This window comes from Salinibaculum salinum, from assembly GCF_037645885.1.
GTDB classification, from domain to species: domain Archaea; phylum Halobacteriota; class Halobacteria; order Halobacteriales; family Haloarculaceae; genus Salinibaculum; species Salinibaculum salinum.
Genome location: NZ_JBBENW010000006.1, coordinates 198,905 through 221,524 on the forward strand (window position 1 = coordinate 198,905; position 22,620 = coordinate 221,524).

Below are 22,620 nucleotides of genomic sequence, written 5' to 3' on the forward strand. Positions count from 1 at the left end.
CCCAGGAGATTCCACTATCAGGTGGTGTGGGATGGATATTCATCCAGTCGTGTTTCCGCTTACTCTCCTTTTCGTTGCACTCTTTCTCGGATTCACTCTCGTTTTAGGTGACCAGGCTGCGAGGGTGTACAGTGTTGTCTTCGAGTCGCTCAACCGGAATTTCGGCTGGTTTTACATTCTGGCGGTCAACGTCTTCATTTTCGCACTCGCCTGGTTTGGGATGAGCAGCTATGGCCACATCCGCCTGGGTGGACCTGACGCTGAACCGGAATTTTCGAACATGTCCTGGTTGGCAATGCTGTTCACATCCGGGATGGGAGTCGGACTCCTGTTCTTTGGCGTGGCCGAGCCAATGTACCATTTCCTGTCTGGCGGTGGCTCGTTTTTCGACGTGGCCCCCGCATCTCCGGCGGCCGGACGAGCGGCGACGGCAATCACGATGTTCCACTGGGGGATCCACCCATGGGCAATCTACGGTATCGTCGGACTGGGGCTTGGCTTTTTTTCGTACAACCGGGGACTCCCACTCGGCTTTCGCTCGGTATTCTACCCAATTCTCGGTAGTCGCATCTACGACTGGCCTGGCCACAGTATCGACCTCGCGGCTACTATTGCGACAGTGTTCGGACTGGCCACGGCTACTGGTCTGGGTGCGCTACAGATCACCGCTGGCCTCGATTTCGTGTTTGCCAGCTACACTGGCACTGGTATTCCGGCTGGTGTCGGAACGACCGTTGCTATCATTGCCGTACTTGTGGGGGTTACCACCGTGTCCGCTGCGGTCGGCCTCGAGAGTGGCGTCAGACGACTGGCTCGTGCAAACGTTGGGTTGATGCTTTCCCTGCTTCTGTTGCTGTTCGTTCTCGGTCCGACAGTGTATCTGCTCGATGTGTTCAACAGCGGAATCGCGGCGTATCTGGGCAATTTCATCGAGTTGAGTTTCTATGCCGAGGCGTTCGCTGGCGACAGCGCTGGGTGGCAACACGACTGGACGATATTCTTCTGGGGCTTCTGGATCGTCTGGGCACCGTTCGTCGGCTTGTTCATTGCTCGTATCTCACGGGGACGGACAGTCCGTGAGTTCGTCGGCGGTGTCTTGCTTGTTCCCGCCCTGTTCTCGTTGGTCTGGATGGCCGTGTTCAATGGGTCTGCAATTTTTGTCGAACTGCAGATCGCCGGGGGTGGTATCACAGGTCCGCTTCAGGACCAGGGACGTGCAGTTTCCCTGTTCACAATGTTGTCGTATTTCCCGCTCACGCTCGTGACGAGTCTCACCGCTATCGGAGCGCTGGTGACGTTTTTCGTCACGTCAGCCGACTCGGGCTCGCTCGCAATCAGCTACCTGACAGCAGGCGGAACACGAGAGGCCGAGACACGACAACGAGCGATCTGGCCCCTGCTAATCGGCGGAACTGGTGTTGCGCTCCTTCTGGGTGACGGCCTGAACGCTCTTCAGACGGCTGTCATAGCTGCGGGTCTCCCCTTCGGTGTGCTTATTCTGGTGATGGTGTACACCGTCTATCGGGGGCTGGAACGTGAGGCAGAAATCTACAGATCCGAGGCGTATCAGCAGGCCGCCGACGCGTCCACGGATCTGGAGGGGACGGAGCCAATCGATACGACGACGTCTTTTCGACGCGATGAATGAGTTCGGCTCTCAGTATCTCGTCGCTGGCTGGACACGCCACTATCCTTTTATTCACACACACGGTGGCAGGGTGTATGGGGCTGTCTGAGACACTGAAAAAGAGCCTGATAGCGGGTATTGCGCTTATTGCGCCGCTCGTCGTCACGGTCGTCGCCGTCCGACTCATCTTCGGGTGGCTACGCGGTATTCTCAATCCGATTATCCAGGAGACGGGGCTGGTCAGTCTCTCTGGAAACATCGAAATCGTGGCGGAACTGGGTGCCCTCGCAATTCTCTTGCTCGGCATCACACTGTTGGGGTATCTGGCACAGCGTAGCGGCGGGGCACGGCTGTTCGACCTGTTCGACCGACTCGTCGGTATTATCCCGATGGTGAGTGTCGTCTACAGCAGTGTCCGGCAAGTCTCGGACTCACTCGTCAACCGCGAATCGAAGTACGAGAGCGTGGTCCTCGTCGAGTATCCTCGCGAGGGGCTGTACGTGCTGGGCTTTGTCACCTCCGAGAGTCCGGGAGCGGTGACCGACGCACTGGGTCGGGAAGCGTACAACGTCTACGTTCCGAACAGTCCCAACCCGACACAGGGCCGATTTATGCTCGTGCCGACGGAGGACGTCATCGATATCGACATGAGCGTCAGCCGGACGGTTCGACTGCTCGTGACGACTGGAATCGCCGAAGACCAGGAAGAACTCGAACAGTTTCAGCGCGACGTGCAAACGAAACTCGATTCGGAAGACATCTCACTGGACGATGTCCGGACCGGTGCGCGAGAGGAGTTATAGGTAGGCAGCGTCCCAGCGGGTGGGCTTGCGGGCGTTGCCACACTCGTCGCACTGGATGCGGCCCGACGCGTCCATCGCGTTGGCGAGCTGGTCGCACTTGCCACACCAGTAGCCGTAGATCTCCTCGGCCGCTCGGTCGGTGTAGACGATGTAGAACGAAGCGATAGAGCCGGTTTCCTCGTTCTCGCGGTCGATGTAGACCGTCTCACCACTATCGAGGTCGACCGGTTCCATCCGCTCGGCTTCGACTTCGGCGTAGACGTTCTCGACGTACGAGGTACCATCAATATCGACGGTCTCTTCGCCGATTTTCACGAGGCCGCGATTCTCGTAGAAAGCGTTTCCACCGGCGTTGTCAGCGAGGACACGACCACGGAGGTTGCCGGCGCCGATGCTGGCGAGGTGGTTACGGGTCGCTTTGAACAGGTCGAGACCGATGTCTTCGCCCCGGTAGTCGGGGTCGACGTGGAGCCAGAGGATTTCGCCGGTGTTTTCGCCGGTGATGTCGCTGTCGGAGAAGGCGACGACCTGTTCGTTGTGTTCTACGACGAGCAGCACTTTGTCGTCGTCTTCGAGCAGATTGCGCAGGCGGTTTTCGTCGTACCACTCTTCGACAGCGCCGATAATCGCCGTCGGGTCGAGCGAATAGGATGCCTGCATCGACCGCCGGGCGACGTCTCGAATAGCGGGCCTGTCGTTGGCACGGGCTTCTCGAATCTCCATGCTCTTGCGTTCACACCGATATGCAATAAACGTACAGCACGCAAGTATCCCAGGGGGACGGACGAATCCACACGTTCAGACGGGACCCTCGATGTCTGTCTGTTGTCAAACTGTCTCTTGTCGTAACGCTAAAGAGTCGAACCGCCTTTTTTGCCCGTAAGATGACCAAGGTTCGTTTCGTTCGGAGGTGGTGCTGTGGGTGTTGAGATACGCGAGTCGCCCGTCTCGGACGAGGAGTTTGCGGAGATGGAGGGGTTCGTCCGGGACTATCTCGCTGCGAGCGTCGAAAACGAGGAGGAAGGCGGCCGGATGCGGTGGTACCCGTGGCACTCCGCGGAGTACCGGTTCAACCACATCCGGAACGTGGTCGAACTGTCCACGAAAATCGCCCGAGAAGAGGGTGCAAACGTCGACGTGACGCGCGTCGCTGCGCTCTTTCACGACATCGCGAAACTGGAAGTCGAGCAGGACATCCACGCCGAGGAAGGGGCTCGCATCGCCCGGGAGTATCTGACGACGCAGTGTGAGTACCCCCAGTCGTTCGTCGACCAGGTCTGTGAGTCCATCGCGGACCACTCCTACCAGGGCGACCTCACTGACCTCACGCTCGAAACCCAGTGTCTCGTCGAGGCAGACATCCTCGACAAGGTGGGTGCCAACGGCGCGGCACTCATGTTGTTGCGGATGGGTTACGAGTCCCGGACGCACATGGACAGCGCGGAGATGGTCGGGCGGGTGCTCGAACGCGGCATCACTGCCAAAGAGCGGGTCCGGAGCACGACGGCACAGGACATCGCACACCGCCGACTCAAGCGCGTCAAGTGGTTTCGAGAGTGGCTCGACGACGAAGTGGCGGCGATCGACCTAGAGTAACACCGTCGCGGCCGCCCAGAGGAAGGCGACGCCGAATCCGCCCAGCACGAGCGCACTCGCGCCAGCGACGACCGGCGTTAGCTTCTCGAACCGGTCGCCGGCAGCCACGAGTCCCGCTGGAAAGCCGGTAATCCAGCAGACGATACCGCCGAAAAAGCCGACCAGCAGCGCCGGGCTCCCGGTCTCGACGACGACAAGTCCCGCGAGCGCATCCCCGACGTACTGGACTTCGGCCAGCAGGTCGTGTGTTCCCGGCGTCAACAGCCCAACGCCGACGGTGAGCCAGAACAGGATCTGGTAGGGATTGGTCAGCGCCAGCACGAACGCCTTCCGGAACCCCTTGCTCTCGCTGTCGGGGTCACCGTCGGGTGTCAGTGTCGCTCGCACGCCCCGTGCCGCGTCGACGCCGAACCACAGCATCAGAACGCCGCCGACCCCGAAGAGGATGCCCCGCACCTGTGGCATCGATTCGACGATGGTGACGACACCGGCGAGCGATAACACGAGAAAACACAGGTCTGCGACCATCGCACCCAGCCCCGCTGTAAAGCCCGCACGCCACCCTCGAAGAACGCTCTCTTCGGCGATGATGGCGTTCATCGGGCCTGGCGGTGCCGCGAGTGCGAGGCCGAACAGCGCACCTGCGAGCAGTGTCGAGAGCGTTTGGACGAACATCTGTGAGTTCAGTCGGACGTGCGTGCTTCGAGATGGTCGGCGATGTAGCCGGAGATGTCGTTGAGATGGACGGTTCCCCAGGTGGCGACGACGATTGCCCCGATGGTGTCGAAGACCAGATCCAGCATCGTATCTTCGAGACCGTGCTGGGTGAGCAAGGCGGTGTTGCCCTGCATGCGTGCGAGTTCGCCGAGACCGAACTCGATGACTTCCCAGACGACGCCGAAGGCGAGGACGAACAGGAGAATGTAGACGAACATGAAGCGACGGGGCAGGTGGATATCGGGGGAGTGTTCGTCCAGTGCGCGCGCCGTCGAGTAGCCGACGGCGGCGACGACCGATGCGGAGAGGCCGTGGGTGACGTGGTCGAACCACGGAATCTGCCCGTAGAGATTCTGTTCGGAACCCGGCAAGCCGAGCACGCCGAAGGCGTGCAGGAACACCGCAGAGGTGATCCACAGCGTCAGCGCCGGGTCCATCGGGATGTCGTAATCGCGCTCCAGAATCGGTGGTATCTGCGTGGCGACGAAGCCGACGAAGGCGTTGACGACGACAGTCGTACTCCCACCCCAGACGCCGGCGAAGATGATGCCGACCAGCCCCACTTCCATGGCGTAGGAGAGCTGTTTCTGGCGCCGTTTGCTGATGCCGAGCCAGTCGCGTACTCTCATCGGTCGACCTCCGCCGGGAGTCGTGACTTTACGCGAGCCACTCGGCGCACGTAGAATTCGAAGATAAGCCCCGCGAGAATGCCCGCGATAAAGGAGGCGACGAACTCCAACATGACGGCACGTTCCTGCGCTGCCTCGTCCGGACCGAGCGCCTCGATGAAGCCGGTCCCCAGCCAGATATCTGCCGACCAGCGCGCGACGGCCCAGATACCAGCCGCGGCCATCGTCGTGATGACGACGAACGCCACCGCGAAGCTTGGCGTCATCCGGACTGACGTGAACGTCTGAAGTTCGACAGCCACGATGAGCGCCAGTGCAGCCACCGAGAGATACGTCGCAATCTGGCTACTCACGTCGAAGGTCGCAACCGCCCGCCCGAGTATCGGGAGTGCGGCGAGCAACAGGACTTCCCAGGGGAGCATCACCCGAGGTGAAAAAAATGCCAGCGGCGGAATGCAGACGAGGACGAGGACTGCAACGGCAAAGAAGCTCCACAGTGGGTCCCCTGTCAGGAACGACCCGACGGCGACGAGTGCCACGACACCCGTGATGACCCACGCCAGAACGGCGTTGAGTCTGGCATCTCGGAGTAACTGCTCGAACTCGAAATCGGCCATAGTTGGTGCAGTTGCGGCGGCGTGTAAAACGTGTTGGCTGTAACCGCTACCCGACAAGAGAATACGCCGTTGCGTAGGCGAGGCCGGCCAGCGTGACGGCGGTCAGTGCCGTCACGACGGTGTACCAGCGGTCTCCGACCTGTCTGCGAAGCCGGATCGGGACGGCGATGAGTCCGACGCCCAGGACGCTGAAGACAAAGGGCCACGACACCTGGAGCGTGGGCGCGGGAATCGCGAAGACAGCACCGGCGTACCCGACACCTAGCGCCGCCCGCGGTCGGACGCGCGGGAGCAACTGCCAGCCCCGGAGGTGTGCCACGGCAACCAGCGCCAGCCAGATGGTCGCGAGTTCGACGAAGAACGCACCGAGCAGGTGGAGCGTCGGGTCCGGGTGCAACAGCACGCGGTCGGCGAGTATCGTCACGTCCAGCGGGTAGAGAAACTGCGGTGGCGACCCGGTAAAGAGGTCGCCGAAGGGGTGCGTGAGCAGTCCAAGGAGTGCCGTCGACAGGACGATGCCCGGACCGAAATCGAGACTGCCCGCGACGTGGACGATGGCGAGCCCACCCAGCAGGAAGATGGTGACAATCGCGGCGGCGAGCGGGCCGCTGGTCAGGAAGACGGAGCCGAGCAGTGCGGTAAACGCGAGAACGACAGCACCGAGCCAGATGCGTGTCTGCCCCATCGCATTCGTCGTTCGTGCGCGCCACGCTGCGAACCCGACTGCAGCGATTGCACCCAGAACCAGCGAATGGGTGACCGCACGGTGGACGACAGATGCTGCCTCCCAGAACGCGTCGGAGGCGGCAAACAGTCCTTCAGCACCGGCAGCGAGACCGAACAGGGCGTAGGCCATGTCGATGTCCGGGAGCGTGCCGAAGAGACCCGCGAGGATGCCGACGGCGAGCGCGCGGTCGGTCGACCAGCCGCGGCGATGTGCGACGCTCGCTGCGATGGCGAACGCCAGCAGGCCGTGACCGACGAACATGAGTGTCAGCCGTACGACCTACCGAATTATAAACTGCTCGTTGAATTGGTAGCACGACACAACTCGGGTGTGTGCGAGAATGGGTGGGGGTAGGAGTGAGCGTCAGGCGGTACGGCCGGCGACGGTGTACTCGCCGCCCTCGCGGACGCCGATGATTGCCCACTCGTAGTCGGGGTTCTCTCGTGTCAGGTGCTGTTCGAGGTCACCCGCTCGGTCTTCCCAGGTGACGAAACAGCGGAGGTTCCCGGACGTAGGGATGTCTCGTGGTTCGGACATCGGTGTGACATGTACAGTCCGCCACTTTCGTTGCGCGTGGATTTCCCTTCCGTTCCCCGACACGTTGTATCCGAGGTCTGCGAATATCGACTCGGCTTCCTGTCTGAGTGAGGTGGTAACAGTCCCCATTCGTTACTCTCTACCGAGCCCCAGGTATTAAGCGTATCTAACTGACACTGACACAACAGAACCTGGACTGGTTGGTCTTACTCGTGGGCGGCGTCCCACTCCTCGGCTTTCGTCCGATTGGAACACTCGTTGCACTGGACGCGACCCATCGAGTCGACGGCGTTGTCGAAGGTACCGCAGTTCGCACAGTAAAAGCCCCAGCGTACGTCTGCGGACTCGCTCTCGTAGACGACGAAAAACGGACCCTTCTGCCCACGTCTCCCCTCGGAACGGTCTATGTACAGCGTCTGTCCGTCGGGACCACTCTTCGCTTGCATGCGTCTCGGTTCGCCGCCCACGCCCAAATGCGTACTGTTCGCGGTCACAAACTTTGAGGTTGATGAGCGGTGAAACACGGACGATGACCCAGGTCGTCGTGCCCGTTCGCTATCCGCTGACCGGCCACTCCCGCGCCACGCTCGCGGAGGCTATCGATATCGCGGAAGAAAACGACGCTGCGCTCACAGTGCTTCACGTCAACCTCTACCAGGGTGGACATGCTGTCTCCCGAAGCGAGCTGAAAGACGCCGTCGAGCGCGAGTTCGGGCCACTCCCGAACGCTCGATACCTCGTTCGGAAGGGGTTCCTCGTCGAGGAGACCATTCTCGAGGAAATCGCCGCTGAGGAGGCCGATATCGTCGTCATCGGCAAGAAGCAGGTCAGCCGCTGGCGACAGATGATTCGCCGCCTCGTCGACGACCCCGACGTGGAACACTATCTCCAGAACGAACTCGACTGCGATGTCATCACAGTTACTGGCTAGTTTTCCGTCTCGTCTTCCGTCGGCTCTGTCCGCTGGTGTGCCATCCGTCGGTCGTCAGGTCTGGCTGCTAACCCGTCTCGGTCTGTCTCGTCGAGTGACACCTCCAGTTCGCCGCTGGTATCGTCGAAGTACAGATGTGAGTGCGGGTAGGCGATCTCCACGTCTGCGTCTTCGAGTGCCTTCCAGATGTTCGTCTGGAGGTGGGATTTGACCGTCTGGAGTCGGTAGGGCTCTTTCACCCAGTAGCGCAACCGCAGGAGGATACCGTGGTCGCCGAAGTTCCCGATGAGACAGTCCGGCTGTGCGGGGTACCGAGCGCCGCCGATGCGTATTCGCGGTCCGCCGTCGATGATGTCGTCCACTCGCCGAGCACTCCGTTCGATGACATTTCTGGCCGCTCCAATATCGCTCTCGTAGGTGACGACGACATCGAGCGTCTGGCGCGTCCGTGGGTCCTCGGCGGAGTAGTTGAACACGTCCCGCTCGCGGATGTTCCCGTTGGGGATGACGAGGAAGGTGTTGTCGAGCGTGAACACCTTGGTGTACCGAAGCGTGATATCCTCGACGAAGCCGCGTTTGTCCTGCTCGGGCAACTCTATCATGTCTCCGATTTCGTAGGGCTGGTCGGCGAGCAGGAAGACGCCGCTGATGATACTTCCGACGATAGGCGCGAGGATGACACCCACCACGGCCGAGAACACCGTCACCGAGAGGGCAATATCACCAAGTGCCAGACCGTTGATACGAAGAATGACGAGCAGCGCAAACAAGAAGACGGCCAGCTTGATACCACGAAGCGCGGTGCGGGTGAGGCTGGGGCGGCCGAACTGCTGGGCGATGCGCCGGCCGAGCAGGCGCACGAGCAATCGAGCGATTAGCCAGCCAATCGCAAGGGTGAGCAGCGACGCGACCACCGGCACAGTCCACGCGGGCACCACGTCGGGAAGCCACGGTGGCGGTTGGATGGCCGATTGAAGCGCGACTGTCTGGCCGTTCATGCTCCAGCAATCCCTCGGATACGAAAAAAGCGTTGCGTCACCGTGTCCGAACGTTATTTCCCCGCCGCCCGTCCATATCCTAGCTATGACTACGTTCGACGCCGGGCAGTTCACGCTCGAAAAAGTTCGTGACTGCGTCTGGGAGATTCCCAAAGAAGGAGACATGCGCGTTCCAGCGCGCGTGCTCGCGAGCGAAGCGCTGCTGGAAGAAATCGTCGAGGACAAAACGCTCGAACAGCTCAAAAACACGACCCATCTCCCCGGTATCCAGAAGTACGCTCTCTGTATGCCCGACGGCCACCAGGGATACGGCTTCCCGGTCGGCGGTGTCGCGGGTATCGATACCGAAAACGGCTGTATTAGTCCCGGAGCGGTCGGGTACGACATTAATTGCGGCGTCAGAATGGTGAAAACGAACCTGGCCTACGAGGACCTCCAGGGCCGCGAGGAGGAACTCGTCGACAAACTCTTCGCCAACATCCCGTCGGGACTCGGCGGGGGCGGTATCCACGACGGGACCAAAGCCGACATCGAGGCTATCCTCGACCGCGGCATGGACTGGGCACTGGAGGAGGGGTACGCTGTCGAGGAGGACCTGGCCCACTGCGAGGACGAGGGGTATCGGCCAGACGCCGACGCCAGCAAGATTTCACAGAAAGCCAAGGATCGCGGGGCGAACCAGATCGGATCGCTCGGCTCGGGCAATCACTTCCTCGAAGTCCAGCGGGTGACCGACATCTACCGCGAGGACGTGGCCGAGGAGTTCGGCCTCGACACAGACCAGGTCGTCGTGCTCATCCACTGTGGCTCGCGCGGGTTGGGACACCAGGTCTGTACCGACTATCTCCGTGACATCGAGCAGACCCATCAGGGACTGTTGAACCAACTGCCAGACAAGGAACTGGCGGCCGCACCCGCCGGCTCGCAACTGGCCGAAGACTACTACGGCGCGATGTGTGCTGCCATCAACTTCGCGTGGGTGAACAGACAGCTCATCATGCACCAGACCCGGAAGGTCTTCGAACAGGTGTTCGACCAGTCCTGGGCGGAGATGGAAATGGACCTGTTGTACGACGTGGCCCACAACATCGCGAAAAAGGAAGTTCATACGGTCGAGGGCGAGGACAGAGAGCTGTACGTCCACCGGAAAGGTGCGACGCGGGCGTTCCCGGCCGGACGACCGGAAGTGCCGGCCGCCTACCGCGACGTGGGACAGCCCATCATCATCCCGGGGAGTATGGGCGCTGGCAGCTACGTACTCCGCGGTGGCGAGAACTCACTCGAAGAGACCTTCGGCTCGACCGCCCACGGTGCCGGTCGATTGATGAGTCGAACGCAGGCGAAAAACGAGTACTGGGGCGAGGATGTACAGGACGACCTCCGCGAGCAAGAACACATCTACGTCAAGGCCCAGAGCGGGGCGACGGTCGCCGAGGAAGCACCGGGCGTCTACAAAGACGTCGACGAAGTTGTTCGTGTCTCCGACGCGCTCGGTATCGGCGACCGCGTCGCGCGGACGTTCCCCGTGTGTAACATCAAGGGTTAGCCCAGGTCACCGGCGCCACCCGCAGGGTTCCACTCGTCGAGGACCTTCGTGGAGCCGTTCCGGTAGACGTAGAGCACCTGGATGTTGTCTCTTGACCCGACCTGGCTGCCGTAGGCACTGCTCTCGCTTAGCTGGACGAGGTCGCCTCTGGTCACCTCTCTGGAGCCGTTCCAGCCGGCGACTTCGGCCCACGTGACGTTTGCATCTGGCCCTTTGATACGGACTCTGTCACTCGGGAGTGCGCTCCCATCTTGGTGTGTGACGAGCAGATACGACCCCTGGCTCTGATGCTCGAAGCTGAAGTTCGCCTCTGTCGTGCTTCCGCCCTCGTCGTCCAGAAAGAGGACGTTGACACCTACCGACGCGGTCACGACGACGGTCAACAGGACGAGCGCCGCCAGTCCAGCGCCCTCGGACACGCCACGGTCCCCGAGGTCAGTTGTCATCTGGGCCGACGTAGCGGACCCCACAATAAATGTCGTTCGGCACGGAACGGGAAAGCCATTAGTTGTCCCGGGGCGACTGCTCGCGTATGATAGACGAGACCGCCGAGGAGATCGCGGACATGCAGACTCACAGTTCCTCGGTCGTCGCGGTCAAAGCCGCCCGCGCGCTCCGTGAACTCACCGACCGGGAGTTCCCGACTGTCGAGGAGTACCGCCGAACGCTCACGCGAAACAGCAGCGCGCTCCGTCGCGCCAACCCGTCACACGCGTCGTTGCACAACACCCAGCGCGAAATCACCGAAACCGTCGAGGACGCCGACGTCGACACTGTCGAGGCAGCCCAACAGCTCACCCTCGACACTATCGATGCCGTCGTCGACCGTATCGAGACCGCGAAGCGTCGCGCAGCCGAAGCCGCTGCACCGCTCCTGGCGGAGGCGGAGACCCTGCTCGTCCACGACTACTCGACGACAGTCCTCTCGGCGATAACCCGCGCTATCGAAGACGGCGCGTCGTTCTCGGTGTACGTCACCGAGGCCCGACCCCGCTATCTCGGCCGAAAGATGGCCCGTCGACTCGCCGAGTTCGAAGCTGTCGACACGACCTTGATCGTCGATAGCGCACACGGCCACTATCTCCCCGAATGTGACCGCGTCGTCGTCGGGATGGACTGTATCGTCGAGGACACACTCTACAACCGTATCGGCACTTACCCGATCGCGACGACCGCCGACGACTGCGGGGTGCCGGTGACGTCGCTCGGGTCGGCGGCCAAGCTCGTCGACACCGGCTTCGCCTTCGAAAACGAGTACCGCGCGGCAAGCGAGGTGATGCTCGAACCGGCCGACGGTTTCGATATCGACAACCCCGCCTACGACGAGACGCCGACGCGTCTGCTCCACTCGGTCGTGACCGACGAGGGCGTCGAACAGCTCTGAACCGTCCTGTCCCCCTGATTCGAAGGCGTAAACGGTAGAGAGGATTTTTATCCCGTCCCCTGCTGACTGGAATCGTGAGCACGCTCGTCGTCTGCCTCCACCGCGGTACTCCCCTCCCAGGTGCCGACCCACCTGTCGTCGGACGGTCCGCCGTCGAATCACTCGTGACCGCCGTCGGTGTCGAGGACCCCGAAGACAGCCGCGTCAACTGTTTGCTCGAAGGGCTACGTGTCGCCGACGACCTCTCGGATGCGACGGTAGCGGTCATTTCCGGCACCGGCGAGGCGGTTTCGGCCGACCGCCAGGTCGCACGCCAGATAGACGACCTGGTGGCCGAGCTCGACCCGGACTCGGCCGTCGTCGTCGTCGACAGCGCCGAGGACGAACGGCTGGTCCCGATCATCGAGAGCCGCCTCGCCGTCGACGCCGTCGACCGGGTCGTCGTCCGGCAGGCCCGCGACATCGAGTCGACGTACTACCTGCTCAAGCAGTTTCTCGCCGACGAGCAACTCCGCAAGACCGTCCTGGTCCCGCTCGGTGCGGCACTGATCGCCTTTCCCGTCTTGCTCTTCGTGGCCGACAGTCCGGCGCTCGCTGTCGGCACCATCGCCGCCGCGTTCGGTGTCTACCTGCTCTACAAGGGGCTGGGTATCGACACGTATCTCGCGCGCTTGCCCGGCGACATCCGCGAGGCGCTCTACTCCGGCCAGGTTTCGCTGGTTACGTACGTCGTCGCGGCCGGACTCGCGTTAGTCGGTGCCTTCGCCGGGGCGCTGAGTGCCTCCTCGATGCGCGTCGAGGCAGTCGGAGTGGTCATCCTCGGAATGCGCTTTGCGTTCGACGCCGTCCCGTGGCTCACGGCCGCAGCACTCGCGGCCAGCACCGGTCGACTGCTCGACGAACTCATCCAGGACGAGGGCGTCGGAAGCGCCTACGTCAACCTCCCCTTCGTCGCGATCGCGGTCGGCCTGGCGGTCCGCGGCTTCTCGGCGTACTTTCTCGAACGCTCCGGCGTGTTCGACGCGATGACTATCCCGGCGACTGAATTCGGCCCGATTGCGTTCGACGGACTCGTCCTCACGTCCGCAGAACGCCTCGCGGTGTTCATCCTCGCGAGTATCTTCGTCAGCCTCGTCGGCGTCCGCGTCGCGGCCTACATCAGCGGCAATGATGTCGACGTGCCCATCGAAGAGGGTCGGTCCTGACTACTGCCGCGTGTTTCCCGTCGTCGAATCGTCCCCCTGAAATACCACCGAATGGAATCGCCGGCCATGCAAGAAGTCGTGCAGGCACGTGGCCACGAGCACGTCTCGGCCGAACACGCCAGTACGTTCGAGTTGACCAGCGACGAGTATCTCACGCCAGCGGGAGATTGCATCCTCGGCATCGAGGCCGACCGGGTCCCGGCAGATTTCGGCGAGGACTTCGTCGCCGCCTGTCAGTCTCACGATGCGACTATCGTCGTAACCCTCGACGTTGGCGAGCACACAGAGCGCATCGAGGGTCGAGGTCACCCCGACCTCTCGTTCGAAAACGAGCGGAGTGCGGTCGGTCGGACGAGCGACTACGTCGACGACCGAACTATCGTCGTCGGGGCAGACAAAGCCGCCGGCGACCTCGACAGGGACCTCGTCGACGCGCTGGCTGCGGGTGAACCGGTGACGATGACGCTATCCGTCGAATGATGCCGGTCGCGTCCGCCCGCGACGGGACGAGTGTGCCAGCCGGTATCGGGACAGGCTTTTATTCCGATACGGTCTACGAGCGTCCATGACGCTGCTTTCCTTCGACGAACACGGCGTCGATGTCGTCTACGAGGGGACGGAGTTTCGCCTCGAAAAACCGCTCATCGAGGAGGCCCTCCAGAAGGAGTATCCCGACGTGACGGACCACGAAGTGATGAAGATTGTCGAGCCAGACCCGTCGCTGTCGGGCGAACCACAGCGCATCGCCGATATCCTGACGTAGTACCCAGTCGCCACCTGGTCTCGTCACTCTTTTCCAGTCGAGCGGCGTCTCAGCGCGTCTTCCGACACTGTTGCGCGACAGACTCGTTTCTCTCGTCTCCTGGGCGTACAGTCTATATCGCTATATGGAATGAGTGGTCGTGGGTACGACGCTCCAAAGACTGGTCTGGTACAAAATAACACGGGACTGATTCGGATTTAGTTGCTGCTCTCCGGAACTGGCATCTCCGTCTCGCCGACGAAGGCGCGCACCGTAGGTATGACCCGATCAGGTGCTTCTGCTGGACCGCCGTGACCGACTCCCTCGAACTCGATGAACTGACTGTTCGAGAGGGCCGCATCCACTGCACGAATACCGTCTTGGAGGTGAGGTGGTCCCTCAGTCCCGGTCAGCAAAAGCACTGGCGCGTCGATATCGAGTGAATCCGGGAGACGGTACTGTTCGATAGCACGGTTGATTCGTGCGATGTTTTCGGTCAGCGCGACGATTTCGGGCCACGGCTGCCACCCGGCGAGCCAGCCATCGAGATCATCGATTTCGCCACCGTGCATAACCTCGCTGATGTAGAACTTCATCGCTTCGCGTCGTTCTCCATCGTTGATTCGCTCTTGCATCTGTTCCGCGAGAGTGGCTTGCTCTCGATAGTCGCCGATAAGAACGGCTGGCTCGTACGCGATGACGTTCTCTACTGAAGTCGCTCGTGCGGTCTCAATCGCCAGTAGTCCGCCGAACGAATGCCCGAACAGAACCGGAGTTCCATCGACCGAATCGATGACTGCACGAATATCTTCGACTCCACGGTCGAGGCGATACTCGTCAGCATCGCCGCTTTCCCCAACGCCACGTCGATGGGGGATAACGACCGTGTAGTCTTCAGCGAAGCGAGGAACTATGCGCTTCCAGTACTGGGGAGAAGATCCTCCATGAAGGAGGACGAGTGGCGGGCCCTCTCCGTGCTGTTCGAATGCGATACTGGTCCCGTCTGCAGAAGTGACTGTCTGCATTGATGCGTCTCATCGTTTATTGTGGTAGCGGAGAGTGCCTGTCTCTCAGTCATTCGGCCTTTTATAACAAGGCCAATTCCGGAATGGTGGTTGCGTTTGGGAGGAGGAGTCACGCAGCCTTTCAATTAGGTCTGGCCCGACGCAGCTTCCAGGGAACACTGTCGGTTCAGTACTGTACTGCCAGAGAACGAGAGAGGCACGTTACTGAACTAATTGGGGAGTGGCGGCCACGTCGTAGCCACGGTCTCCTCGATGAGTTGTGTTTGCGCCCGGCGCAGTCGTTCAGATACAGAAGAGGGAGAAATATCCAATTCTGTGGCGACATCTTCCAAGGATACCTGCCGTGGGATATCGAAATAGCCCAGTTCGTAGGCGGTTCGGAGTGCCTCGTGTTGACGGTCGGTAAGTCCATCTCCCGGCGGTTCAGACTCCCCGTCTTGGGTGAGGCGGTGTAACCGGAAGTCAGCGTTCCGCTGCCAAAACGAGGAGAACTTACTGAATGCGTCCCGGTCGGCGAACCAGCCGGTTTGTCGCCACCCGTCTGGCACCACATCGATCCGCTCGATAATCGCGTCGGCCGTCGCGAGCGCTTCGAGGCCTGCAAGGTCGTCGAGATGCGCACCGAGTTGCTCCTCCAGACTGAGCGCTGGGTGCACCTGATATCGACGGGTTTCGCCGGCCTGCCCAACGAGCGTCCACTCACCGACGTCGTATGCTTCCGTGAATGCGTTCTCAATCTCCGACTGAGAACCATTTTGTACGGTCACGAGAAACAAGGGGCGGTTCCCGTGATTGAATTGCATGTTGAGTGTCAGTGTTGCCTCGCTGACGTCCGCTGCCACCCCAGTGAGCGGTAGCGCCTGACAGGCGATAGCGAATTCAGCGACGAGTCCCATATGTCGTTGTTTCTACCGTTCTTAATGGTGGTGTCGAAAATGCAGCCATATCTGTTGCCGTCCCAGCAGCGAGCCTGCGGGGTGCATGTTGAGATACATATCCTCGGCTACCGAGAACGACGCGTCGTCGCGGACGTGTGGTGCGGCGCGGTTGCCGGGCTGATCATCGGGACTGAGTTTGGCAATCGTGCTGTGGGACACACCAAGCGGGTCGAAAACGTTCGACTGGACGTACGCTTCGAGCGTCGTGTCGTCAGATGTCGTGTTCAGAAGCTCGATACTGGGGCAGGCGGAGTGGATCACAGACCCTGCCAGCCTGGTTGGTTCCCGACCGTTGAAAGCGGGACACGCGCTTATATGTCGCCCAGTCGTAGTGTCCGTATGGCAGAGCCAACTATCGAGATGGACCGTGAGGAGGTCGACCAGTTTCTTGGGACCAGCGGGACCGGCGTCATCTCGCTGTCGACGACGAGCGCGGACCCGCCACACTCGGTGCCGGTTTCCTACGGCTACGACGTCGAGGAGGGGGTCTTTTATTTTCGACTGGCCGTCGGGCCGGACAGCGAGAAGGGTGAACTGGGGGGCCGACCTGTGTCGTTTGTCACACACGATTCGGTCGACGAACGCTATCAGAGCGTCGTCGCGCGCGGCCACCTCTCAGACATCGAGGAGGAGCAACCACAGGAGGCACTCGAAGGATTAGAGCGGGTTCACATCCCGCTGTTCGACATCTTCGGACAGCAACCCGGGACCGTCGAGTTCGAGTTCGTCCGGCTGGTGCCCGACGAGTTGACCGGGCGCAAAGAGCAAGCGACGCGGACATGACTCCCCGGAACGAACCGGTATCGCGTTCTTTGTCGCTTGAGAAATAGGACAGACCGATGGCGACCATCTTGATTGCCTACGGGACTGGCGAGGGACAGACAGCGAAAGTCGCCGAGCGAATCGCCGAGACACTCCGAGACCGCGGCCACGATGTGACTGCCGTGGACGTGAGTACGGACTCGTCGCCCTCAGTAGCTGACAGCGATGCTGTCCTCGTTGGTGGGTCGATTCACGTTGGGAAACACCAGCAGTCTGTGCTCAGGTTCGTCCGCGAACATCGTGACGACCTGGTCTCGCGACCGACAGGCTTCTCTCAGGTGTCTCTCTCTTCGGTGGCTGACGACGAACAGCGACGGGCCGAGGCCGCGGGCTACGTCGAGAGTTTCATCGAGGAGACGGGGTGGCACCCCGACCGAATCGGTCTCTTCGGTGGTGCGTTGCGGTACTCCGAATACGGCTTTCTCAAGCGCCTGCTTATGAAGCGGATTGCGAAAGGCGCGACGGGTGACACTGACACCAGCCGTGATTACGAGTACACCGACTGGGTCGAAGTCGAGCAGTTCTCGAACGACTTTGCCGCATTTGTCGAGGGGAGACTCGGCGTGGGGCCGCCCGCCGATGACTCCGCGTAGGCACCATCGGGGACAACACAGTCTTCGAACCGCCGTAAGCCTGACTCAGGTCTCGATTTTGATTCGCCCGCGAACCACGTCGAGGAACTCCTCGGGATGTTCGACGTGCGGGAGCAAAAGCGAGTTGTCGAAGACCACGAGCCGCGCATCGACGCGCTTGGCGAGCTTTCGACCGTCTTCGAGCGGCGTGATGTCGGCCTCGCGACCCCAGACGAGCGTGATAGGCACGTCTAGCTCTTCGAGTGCGTCGCCCAGCTCCTCGTCAGGGTCGAGGAAGCCACTGACAAAGGATGCTGGCGCGAAGCGCGCACCGGGCTGGTGGGCCGACTGCCACTCGTAGTCGACCACGTCGTCGGGGAGGTTCTCCATGTCGTAGTAGCCGTGGTCGTCGTGGAAGTGCCGGATCGAGTACTTGCTGGCGATGAGGTTGTAGATGCCCTGTCCGACGACCGGCGAGCGAAGCAGCGCGCGCAGCCAGACGCGACCGCCGCCCATCGAGGAGTCCGTCGGCGCGACGAGAACGAGTTCCTTCACGTCGTTTTTCCGGGCAGCCATCGCGGCGTAGGAGCCAGTCAGCGAGGAGGCGACGACGACTGGCGGTTCGTCGGCGAGGTCCTCGATGGCGTCGGTGACGAAGGTGGTGTACAGCGAGGCAGAGTACATCAGCGGTGGCCGATCGGAGTGTCCGAAGCCGGGGAGGTCCGGCGCGATGACGTGGTACTCCTCGCTCAACTCGTCGAAGATTCGGAAGAACTCGTGGCTTGACCCGGCGGCGTTGATGCCGTGAAAGAGCAGCACATCCTGGTCTTCGGGGTCGCCGGCCTCGGTGTAGCCGATGTCGAAGCCCCGCCAGCGGTAGGTGCCGTGGTCGCCGTCGAGATACGGTTCGAAGTCTCCAGACCGGGCCGTCAACAGACGGTTGGCGAGTGCGGTCAGGCCGACGGTTCCCGCCGCGACGCCGAAGAGGTTCCGGAGTTTCATACCCCTACAAAGGGCCCTCTGGGGTATATACGTGATGTTCGGACGTATCCGGTTGTCAGCGCCACGCGAGCACCGACGCGAGACCGAGTGCCGCGACCAGCCACACCACGAGCCCGATGATGCTGACGAGAGCCGTCGGTCCCGCGGGGACGCTCACCCCCGTCGGAGCGACACTCATCGCGAAGACGAGGCTCCGGTAGGCGCTGTTCGGACTGATCGCGAGGAGTGCTGTGACGCCGTCCGGTGAGACGAAGCCGCCGGTCAGCGACCCGATAAGCGCGCTGTCGAGGCCGACGACGAGTGTGATCACTGCGCCGGCAGCGAGCGCGAGACCACCGCGTGTCGAGCGCGCCGCGGCCGAGACGAGAATCGCGATCGCGAGGATGACGAGCGCGAAGAGTGCGGTCAACAGGATGTACCGCAGGTACAGCGTCGGGGAATCGACCGTGGCGTGAGAGGCGATAACCGAGAGCTGACGTTCCTGGCTCATCGGCACGAACACTGCTGATACGAAGAGACCGAGGAGAACGACACCGAGCACGACGACTGCACGACCGACGTAGACGCCGAAGACGTAGCCGCCGCTGGCGATCGGATAGGTGCGAATAGTCTCCAGTTCGCCGCTTTCGCGGTCGCCCAGCAGTGCCCGGTAGCCGAAGGCGAACGCGAGCACTGGAACGAGCACCTCCACGGGCGTCAACAGGTCTAGCACGAGCGCGAGGTAGGCACCAGTTGCACCGAGCCACGCGATCCCAGCCACCAGCAGGATGTATCCGGCACCCAGCAGGAGTAACATGGGCGTCCGCAGGACGGTCAGGAACTCCCGCTGTGCCACGTCCAGTACGTAGCGGTAGTCACTCACGCGTGCTCACCTCCGTGGAGGCCGGCCGAGACGCTGACGGCACCCTCGCCTCTGCTGAGCCGCTCGAGCGCGTCTTCGAGCGTGTCGGTGTCGGTTTCGGCCAGCAGTTCGTCCGGCGTCCCGGTCGCGACCAGTTCTCCCCGGTCGACGACCAGCACCGTGTCTGCGATGCGCTCGACCGAACGCAGGTCGTGGGTCGCAAACAGGATGGCATCGTCCGCCGCCGCGAGCTCCCCGACTACCTCGGTGATGTGGCGGGTCATCGTCGGGTCGAGGCCGCTGGAGGGTTCGTCGAGGACGAGTACCGACGGGTCACCGACCGTCGTCTGGGCGATGCCGAGCAGACGTAACATTCCACCGGAGAGGGCGTCGACGCGCCGGTCGGCCACCGCCGTGAGGCCGACCCGTTCGAGGATCTCCTCGGTATCGACTGCCCCATCGACGAGCGAACCGTAGAACTCGATAGTCTCTCGGACGGTGAACTGCGGCCGGAACGCGGGTTGCTGGGCGAGATAGCCCACGCTGCGGTCGCCCTCCCCGGCGACGCGTACGCTCCCCGTATCGGGTTCGAGCAACCCAGCGATGAGACGGAGCAGCGTGGTCTTGCCGCTCCCGTTGGGGCCGATGATACACGCGATAGTTCCGGCGTCGACGCTGAAGGACACGTCACCGAGCACGTCGAGGTCACCGAACGAGTGGCTCAGTTCCGATACGTCGACGACTGTCTCGTACTCCCTGTCCGGTGCTTCCTGCTGTGTGGTTGTCTGGGAAGTCATGGTGTAGTCACGTTCAGCGTCTCGAGTCGCTCCCGATTGACCGGGTCCGTCAGCGGCGCGGGGTCGACAATCGTCGACCCACGCAACCCGGGGACAGACTGCTGGAACTGTCTGAGCGTCTGTATCGTCGGTGCGTGTGCGAGCGTGTAGCTGCCCGCCGAATACTGGGCGGTCCGGTCGACGGTATCCGTCGGGCGGTAGGTCCGGTCACCGACGCCGTCCCCATCGCGGTCGAATCCGGGGACCGGCCCCCAGTAGTTCCCGCGCCCATCAACGGCCCAGCTGTTGAGCGTGCCGAGGCTGGCCGAGACCGGCTGGCCGTTGGCCACGACGTCGTTCTCGAAGACATCGTTGGTGGGGAGCATCGTCGACGACCGGATGCCGACGTTGTTGTCGACGACGGTGTTCGCCCGGTAGACCGACCGACTGGTACCGATAGAGAGTCCGATGTCGTTGTTCACGAGGACGTTGTCGTTGGTATACGAGGCCGCGCCGACGGTGAGGATACCGATCTCGCTGTCGCGGACGTCATTTCCGACCTGGACGTTCCCGGTCGGTCGGGTCATCAGGATGATGCCGGCGTTGGTGTTGCGCATGGTGTTGTTGAACGCCAGGATGTTGCTGGTGTACATCTCGTGGAGGCCGTAGCGGAGGTTTTCCATCTCGTTGTTCCGGACGACCGTCCCGTCGGCGTAGTGTGTGTAGACGGCGTCACGACCCCCGTCGAAGTACGAGTCCTCGACGACCATCCGCGAGTACATCGGCAGCACGCTCATGAATCCGTCCTGCCACTCCTCCGCGCCGTACACCTCGGTGTCGTGAACGACAGCGCCCGTACTGTTGAGCGCAACGACGCCGTTCGATGGCGTGTCGATGGTGACGTTCTCGACCAGCGAGTGATGGGCGTCACCCATCCGGATGGCTGCATCGCCATACCCGTAGGCGAGTCTGATTCGCTCGTCCCACTCGGAGCCGTTGTCCGGCTGCATGTCCCCGGCGTTGCTCTCTCCAACCCCGGTAAACCGGAGGTCGGTGATTCCCACACGGGGTGAGCGGATTGTCACGACAGTCCCGTTGTCGCCACCGTCCAGGACCGTCTCGTTGCCAGCACCACGGAGTGTGACTGGCTTGCTGATGGTGAGATTCGTGTCGTAGCGGCCCGGTGGGAGTTCGATCGTGGTGTTCGCCGGTGCCTGCTCGACGGCCGCCGCGAGTGTGGGAGCGTCTTCGCCGACGACCACTGAAGTGGGGCGGTCGCGCGTCTGCTGTGCCGTCTCGACGGTCTCGTTGGCCCACTGCTGGCGCTCGGCTGTTGGCGGCTCGAGGTCGCTCTCGCCAGTTCGGCCGGCGAGACGGCTTTTCAACCCGTCCCAGTCGACGACTTCGCCGTCGTGCTCGCGAGCGAACTCCCGCGCTGCGTCCCGGTCACCGAACGGGACTGTCGTCGGTCCGGCGGGCGTTCGGGCCGCGGTGTCGACGACGAACCACGACTCGTCTGCGCGCGCCCAGCCGCGCTCGACGCTGTTCGAGAGCGTCACGTAGCCCTCGTCGGTGAGTTGCGGGTCGGTCCCCGAGAGGTCGGTGACGAACACGCCGAGTGGCTGGCCGAACTGTTCGGTGTGGCGACTCCCGGTAACGCCCGAGACGAGCGCCTCCATCCCGTAGTAGCCGACGACGTACTGGTACTGCGAGTAGAACACCTGTCCTTTCGGGACGACGTAGCCGGCCGCCTGGGCCTGCTGGACGTCGACACCGGTCAGCCCTGTCGTGAGCGTCTCGTCGAAGGGGACCGGTGAAAGTTGCTCCCCGCCGGCCGGACTCGTCGCGAAGCCACTCGCGGCGAGCAGGAGGGCGAGCACGACCGCGACTCCGGCGTAGGTAACTGTCTTCATGTGCTCGCGAGTTCTGCGATGGTCGACTCGGTCACGTCTTCGAACGCGACCACCGTCCCGCCGTACTCCGACTGGAAATCCTCTGCGTCGGCCTGGTCCGAGAACCCGATGAGGTCACGCCCCATCGCGCCTTTCACTTCGGAGCCAGCGACGAAGGTAACGCCTGCCGCGTCCACGAACGCATCTGCCTCGACGTGTGTCGAGATGAGCGTATCTCCGGCATCGGTGGTCAGTTCGTAGTCGACCGATGAGTAGTCGGTGACGTAGAATACGTCCCTGTTCCACCCCTCGTTTTGGCGTTCGAAGTCGTACTGGAACGCCTCCCACGTGCTGCAAAAGTGCGCCGGGTTCGGATGACCGGTGGGGGTCTGATCCGCGTAGAATATCTGTGCGTTCGGCCCGGGGTGATTCGGAATAACCATCCCACAGACCTCACACTGGTCGTCCTGCGTCAGCGATATTGGCTCGGGAACGTCCCCACCGTCGTCTCCGTCAGAACCGAGGCAACCGGAAAGCCCGAGAGCGACCGCAGCGCTGCCAGCGAGCACTGTCCGTCGCGTCAGCGCCGCTTCACTGGCGCCCCTCCCGCCGATGTCGCGCTGTCTGCTGGTCGCCTCGTGTCTCTCACAGACACGACTGCTGTGGCGGTCACACATACCAGTAGATTCGCGC

General features: G+C 62.2%; 28 protein-coding genes. 11 read left to right on the forward strand and 17 right to left on the reverse strand.

Annotated elements, in window-relative coordinates; all coding sequences use genetic code 11:
• Positions 1 to 31: 31 nt before the first annotated feature.
• Both WDJ60_RS07985 and WDJ60_RS07990 read left to right on the forward strand, forming a co-directional pair.
• Positions 32 to 1,648 (forward strand): BCCT family transporter, encoded by a 1,617-nt coding sequence (locus tag WDJ60_RS07985; protein ID WP_340099829.1) that lies wholly within the window; start codon positions 32 to 34, stop codon positions 1,646 to 1,648.
• Between the two features lie 74 nt (positions 1,649 to 1,722).
• On the forward strand, positions 1,723 to 2,430 hold the full coding sequence (locus tag WDJ60_RS07990) for a DUF502 domain-containing protein (protein WP_340099830.1): 708 nt from the start codon (positions 1,723 to 1,725) through the stop codon (positions 2,428 to 2,430).
• On the opposite strand, the gene WDJ60_RS07995 is transcribed toward WDJ60_RS07990, so the two are convergent.
• Complete coding sequence (locus tag WDJ60_RS07995; protein WP_340099831.1) at positions 2,425 to 3,153, reverse strand: GNAT family N-acetyltransferase; 729 nt, start codon at positions 3,151 to 3,153, stop codon at positions 2,425 to 2,427. The genes WDJ60_RS07990 and WDJ60_RS07995 overlap by 6 nt on opposite strands.
• Before the next feature lie 195 nt (positions 3,154 to 3,348).
• Here WDJ60_RS07995 and WDJ60_RS08000 point away from each other — a divergent pair, with 195 nt between their 5' ends.
• Positions 3,349 to 4,026, forward strand: coding sequence for an HD domain-containing protein (locus tag WDJ60_RS08000; RefSeq protein WP_340099832.1), 678 nt, complete (start codon positions 3,349 to 3,351; stop codon positions 4,024 to 4,026).
• On the opposite strand, the gene WDJ60_RS08005 is transcribed toward WDJ60_RS08000, so the two are convergent.
• The 6 genes from WDJ60_RS08005 to WDJ60_RS08030 form a co-directional block, all read right to left on the reverse strand.
• Positions 4,018 to 4,701, reverse strand: coding sequence for a LysE family translocator (locus WDJ60_RS08005; RefSeq protein ID WP_340099833.1), 684 nt, complete (start codon positions 4,699 to 4,701; stop codon positions 4,018 to 4,020). The genes WDJ60_RS08000 and WDJ60_RS08005 overlap by 9 nt on opposite strands.
• 8 nt (positions 4,702 to 4,709) lie before the next feature.
• Complete coding sequence (locus WDJ60_RS08010) at positions 4,710 to 5,372, reverse strand: DUF2238 domain-containing protein (protein WP_340099834.1); 663 nt, start codon at positions 5,370 to 5,372, stop codon at positions 4,710 to 4,712.
• The gene (locus tag WDJ60_RS08015; RefSeq protein WP_340099835.1) at positions 5,369 to 5,989 is read right to left on the reverse strand and encodes a hypothetical protein; all 621 of its coding nucleotides are present in this window, start codon (positions 5,987 to 5,989) and stop codon (positions 5,369 to 5,371) included. The genes WDJ60_RS08010 and WDJ60_RS08015 overlap by 4 nt, the downstream gene beginning before the upstream one ends.
• 46 nt (positions 5,990 to 6,035) lie before the next feature.
• Positions 6,036 to 6,977 (reverse strand): metal-dependent hydrolase, encoded by a 942-nt coding sequence (locus tag WDJ60_RS08020; protein WP_340099836.1) that lies wholly within the window; start codon positions 6,975 to 6,977, stop codon positions 6,036 to 6,038.
• Positions 6,978 to 7,079: 102 nt separating this feature from the next.
• The gene (locus WDJ60_RS08025; RefSeq protein WP_340099837.1) at positions 7,080 to 7,382 is read right to left on the reverse strand and encodes a DUF7116 family protein; all 303 of its coding nucleotides are present in this window, start codon (positions 7,380 to 7,382) and stop codon (positions 7,080 to 7,082) included.
• Positions 7,383 to 7,459: 77 nt separating this feature from the next.
• A complete protein-coding gene (locus WDJ60_RS08030; RefSeq protein ID WP_340099838.1) occupies positions 7,460 to 7,699 on the reverse strand; it encodes a DUF5816 domain-containing protein in 240 nt (79 codons plus the stop codon).
• A gap of 83 nt (positions 7,700 to 7,782) precedes the next feature.
• Between WDJ60_RS08030 and WDJ60_RS08035 the strand changes: the two genes are divergently transcribed.
• The gene (locus tag WDJ60_RS08035; protein ID WP_340099934.1) at positions 7,783 to 8,184 is read left to right on the forward strand and encodes a universal stress protein; all 402 of its coding nucleotides are present in this window, start codon (positions 7,783 to 7,785) and stop codon (positions 8,182 to 8,184) included.
• Here the strand turns inward: WDJ60_RS08035 and WDJ60_RS08040 are convergent.
• Positions 8,181 to 9,182: a mechanosensitive ion channel family protein gene (locus tag WDJ60_RS08040; RefSeq protein ID WP_340099839.1), complete on the reverse strand. Its 1,002-nt coding sequence runs from the start codon at positions 9,180 to 9,182 to the stop codon at positions 8,181 to 8,183. The two genes, WDJ60_RS08035 and WDJ60_RS08040, sit on opposite strands and share 4 nt — an antisense overlap.
• An 85-nt stretch (positions 9,183 to 9,267) precedes the next feature.
• Here WDJ60_RS08040 and WDJ60_RS08045 point away from each other — a divergent pair, with 85 nt between their 5' ends.
• A complete protein-coding gene (locus tag WDJ60_RS08045; protein WP_340099840.1) occupies positions 9,268 to 10,728 on the forward strand; it encodes an RtcB family protein in 1,461 nt (486 codons plus the stop codon).
• Here WDJ60_RS08045 and WDJ60_RS08050 read toward each other — a convergent pair.
• A complete protein-coding gene (locus WDJ60_RS08050) occupies positions 10,725 to 11,174 on the reverse strand; it encodes a type IV pilin domain-containing protein (protein ID WP_340099841.1) in 450 nt (149 codons plus the stop codon). The two genes, WDJ60_RS08045 and WDJ60_RS08050, sit on opposite strands and share 4 nt — an antisense overlap.
• 86 nt (positions 11,175 to 11,260) lie before the next feature.
• Here WDJ60_RS08050 and WDJ60_RS08055 point away from each other — a divergent pair, with 86 nt between their 5' ends.
• The 4 genes from WDJ60_RS08055 to WDJ60_RS08070 all read left to right on the forward strand — a co-directional run bounded on the left by WDJ60_RS08055 (position 11,261) and on the right by WDJ60_RS08070 (position 14,080).
• Positions 11,261 to 12,112 (forward strand): eIF2B alpha/beta/delta subunit family protein, encoded by an 852-nt coding sequence (locus WDJ60_RS08055; protein WP_340099842.1) that lies wholly within the window; start codon positions 11,261 to 11,263, stop codon positions 12,110 to 12,112.
• Between the two features lie 74 nt (positions 12,113 to 12,186).
• A complete protein-coding gene (locus WDJ60_RS08060) occupies positions 12,187 to 13,317 on the forward strand; it encodes a DUF373 family protein (RefSeq protein WP_340099843.1) in 1,131 nt (376 codons plus the stop codon).
• A 66-nt stretch (positions 13,318 to 13,383) separates the two neighbouring features.
• Positions 13,384 to 13,797 (forward strand): DUF371 domain-containing protein, encoded by a 414-nt coding sequence (locus tag WDJ60_RS08065; RefSeq protein ID WP_417750447.1) that lies wholly within the window; start codon positions 13,384 to 13,386, stop codon positions 13,795 to 13,797.
• 85 nt (positions 13,798 to 13,882) lie between these two features.
• A complete protein-coding gene (locus WDJ60_RS08070) occupies positions 13,883 to 14,080 on the forward strand; it encodes a DUF5800 family protein (RefSeq protein WP_340099845.1) in 198 nt (65 codons plus the stop codon).
• Between the two features lie 197 nt (positions 14,081 to 14,277).
• Here WDJ60_RS08070 and WDJ60_RS08075 read toward each other — a convergent pair whose 3' ends face one another.
• The 3 genes from WDJ60_RS08075 to WDJ60_RS08085 form a co-directional block, all read right to left on the reverse strand.
• Positions 14,278 to 15,084, reverse strand: a complete 807-nt coding sequence (locus tag WDJ60_RS08075; protein ID WP_340099846.1) for an alpha/beta fold hydrolase — start codon at positions 15,082 to 15,084, stop codon at positions 14,278 to 14,280.
• Between the two features lie 209 nt (positions 15,085 to 15,293).
• Positions 15,294 to 15,980 carry a helix-turn-helix domain-containing protein gene (locus tag WDJ60_RS08080; protein ID WP_340099847.1) on the reverse strand — a complete coding sequence of 229 codons (687 nt, stop codon included), beginning with the start codon at positions 15,978 to 15,980 and terminating at the stop codon, positions 15,294 to 15,296.
• Between the two features lie 21 nt (positions 15,981 to 16,001).
• Complete coding sequence (locus WDJ60_RS08085; protein ID WP_340099848.1) at positions 16,002 to 16,283, reverse strand: hypothetical protein; 282 nt, start codon at positions 16,281 to 16,283, stop codon at positions 16,002 to 16,004.
• Between the two features lie 78 nt (positions 16,284 to 16,361).
• On the opposite strand from WDJ60_RS08085, the gene WDJ60_RS08090 reads away from it, so the two are divergent.
• Together WDJ60_RS08090 and WDJ60_RS08095 are read left to right on the forward strand one after the other, a co-directional pair.
• Entirely contained in the window at positions 16,362 to 16,805 is a 444-nt protein-coding gene (locus tag WDJ60_RS08090; protein WP_340099849.1) for a pyridoxamine 5'-phosphate oxidase family protein, read from the forward strand.
• A gap of 56 nt (positions 16,806 to 16,861) precedes the next feature.
• Positions 16,862 to 17,437: a flavodoxin domain-containing protein gene (locus WDJ60_RS08095; protein WP_340099850.1), complete on the forward strand. Its 576-nt coding sequence runs from the start codon at positions 16,862 to 16,864 to the stop codon at positions 17,435 to 17,437.
• Positions 17,438 to 17,482: 45 nt separating this feature from the next.
• Here the strand turns inward: WDJ60_RS08095 and WDJ60_RS08100 are convergent, their stop codons facing one another.
• From WDJ60_RS08100 to WDJ60_RS08120, 5 genes are read right to left on the reverse strand one after another with little or no spacing between them, the layout of a single operon-like run.
• Complete coding sequence (locus WDJ60_RS08100) at positions 17,483 to 18,418, reverse strand: alpha/beta fold hydrolase (RefSeq protein WP_340099851.1); 936 nt, start codon at positions 18,416 to 18,418, stop codon at positions 17,483 to 17,485.
• Positions 18,419 to 18,473: 55 nt separating this feature from the next.
• Positions 18,474 to 19,280 carry an ABC transporter permease gene (locus WDJ60_RS08105; protein ID WP_340099852.1) on the reverse strand — a complete coding sequence of 269 codons (807 nt, stop codon included), beginning with the start codon at positions 19,278 to 19,280 and terminating at the stop codon, positions 18,474 to 18,476.
• Positions 19,277 to 20,056 carry an ABC transporter ATP-binding protein gene (locus WDJ60_RS08110; protein ID WP_340099853.1) on the reverse strand — a complete coding sequence of 260 codons (780 nt, stop codon included), beginning with the start codon at positions 20,054 to 20,056 and terminating at the stop codon, positions 19,277 to 19,279. Before WDJ60_RS08110 ends, WDJ60_RS08105 begins: the two co-directional genes overlap by 4 nt.
• On the reverse strand, positions 20,053 to 21,948 hold the full coding sequence (locus WDJ60_RS08115) for a NosD domain-containing protein (RefSeq protein WP_340099854.1): 1,896 nt from the start codon (positions 21,946 to 21,948) through the stop codon (positions 20,053 to 20,055). Before WDJ60_RS08115 ends, WDJ60_RS08110 begins: the two co-directional genes overlap by 4 nt.
• A complete protein-coding gene (locus WDJ60_RS08120; RefSeq protein ID WP_340099855.1) occupies positions 21,945 to 22,604 on the reverse strand; it encodes a nitrous oxide reductase accessory protein NosL in 660 nt (219 codons plus the stop codon). The genes WDJ60_RS08115 and WDJ60_RS08120 overlap by 4 nt, the downstream gene beginning before the upstream one ends.
• Positions 22,605 to 22,620 lie beyond the last annotated feature (16 nt).

Coding starts and splice junctions, on each gene's coding strand:
- WDJ60_RS08055 (WP_340099842.1), top strand. CDS start 11,261: ATGATAGACGAGACCGCCGAGGAGATCGCGGACATGCAGACTCACAGT.
- WDJ60_RS08070 (WP_340099845.1), top strand. CDS start 13,883: ATGACGCTGCTTTCCTTCGACGAACACGGCGTCGATGTCGTCTACGAG.
- WDJ60_RS08075 (WP_340099846.1), bottom strand. CDS start 15,084: ATGCAGACAGTCACTTCTGCAGACGGGACCAGTATCGCATTCGAACAG.
- WDJ60_RS08035 (WP_340099934.1), top strand. CDS start 7,783: ATGACCCAGGTCGTCGTGCCCGTTCGCTATCCGCTGACCGGCCACTCC.
- WDJ60_RS08005 (WP_340099833.1), bottom strand. CDS start 4,701: ATGTTCGTCCAAACGCTCTCGACACTGCTCGCAGGTGCGCTGTTCGGC.
- WDJ60_RS08030 (WP_340099838.1), bottom strand. CDS start 7,699: ATGCAAGCGAAGAGTGGTCCCGACGGACAGACGCTGTACATAGACCGT.
- WDJ60_RS08065 (WP_417750447.1), top strand. CDS start 13,384: ATGCAAGAAGTCGTGCAGGCACGTGGCCACGAGCACGTCTCGGCCGAA.
- WDJ60_RS08100 (WP_340099851.1), bottom strand. CDS start 18,418: ATGAAACTCCGGAACCTCTTCGGCGTCGCGGCGGGAACCGTCGGCCTG.
- WDJ60_RS07990 (WP_340099830.1), top strand. CDS start 1,723: ATGGGGCTGTCTGAGACACTGAAAAAGAGCCTGATAGCGGGTATTGCG.
- WDJ60_RS08050 (WP_340099841.1), bottom strand. CDS start 11,174: ATGACAACTGACCTCGGGGACCGTGGCGTGTCCGAGGGCGCTGGACTG.
- WDJ60_RS07995 (WP_340099831.1), bottom strand. CDS start 3,153: ATGGAGATTCGAGAAGCCCGTGCCAACGACAGGCCCGCTATTCGAGAC.
- WDJ60_RS08110 (WP_340099853.1), bottom strand. CDS start 20,056: ATGACTTCCCAGACAACCACACAGCAGGAAGCACCGGACAGGGAGTAC.
- WDJ60_RS08025 (WP_340099837.1), bottom strand. CDS start 7,382: ATGGGGACTGTTACCACCTCACTCAGACAGGAAGCCGAGTCGATATTC.
- WDJ60_RS08010 (WP_340099834.1), bottom strand. CDS start 5,372: ATGAGAGTACGCGACTGGCTCGGCATCAGCAAACGGCGCCAGAAACAG.
- WDJ60_RS08045 (WP_340099840.1), top strand. CDS start 9,268: ATGACTACGTTCGACGCCGGGCAGTTCACGCTCGAAAAAGTTCGTGAC.
- WDJ60_RS08115 (WP_340099854.1), bottom strand. CDS start 21,948: ATGAAGACAGTTACCTACGCCGGAGTCGCGGTCGTGCTCGCCCTCCTG.
- WDJ60_RS08040 (WP_340099839.1), bottom strand. CDS start 9,182: ATGAACGGCCAGACAGTCGCGCTTCAATCGGCCATCCAACCGCCACCG.
- WDJ60_RS08080 (WP_340099847.1), bottom strand. CDS start 15,980: ATGGGACTCGTCGCTGAATTCGCTATCGCCTGTCAGGCGCTACCGCTC.
- WDJ60_RS08015 (WP_340099835.1), bottom strand. CDS start 5,989: ATGGCCGATTTCGAGTTCGAGCAGTTACTCCGAGATGCCAGACTCAAC.
- WDJ60_RS08090 (WP_340099849.1), top strand. CDS start 16,362: ATGGCAGAGCCAACTATCGAGATGGACCGTGAGGAGGTCGACCAGTTT.
- WDJ60_RS08095 (WP_340099850.1), top strand. CDS start 16,862: ATGGCGACCATCTTGATTGCCTACGGGACTGGCGAGGGACAGACAGCG.
- WDJ60_RS08120 (WP_340099855.1), bottom strand. CDS start 22,604: ATGTGTGACCGCCACAGCAGTCGTGTCTGTGAGAGACACGAGGCGACC.
- WDJ60_RS07985 (WP_340099829.1), top strand. CDS start 32: ATGGATATTCATCCAGTCGTGTTTCCGCTTACTCTCCTTTTCGTTGCA.
- WDJ60_RS08020 (WP_340099836.1), bottom strand. CDS start 6,977: ATGTTCGTCGGTCACGGCCTGCTGGCGTTCGCCATCGCAGCGAGCGTC.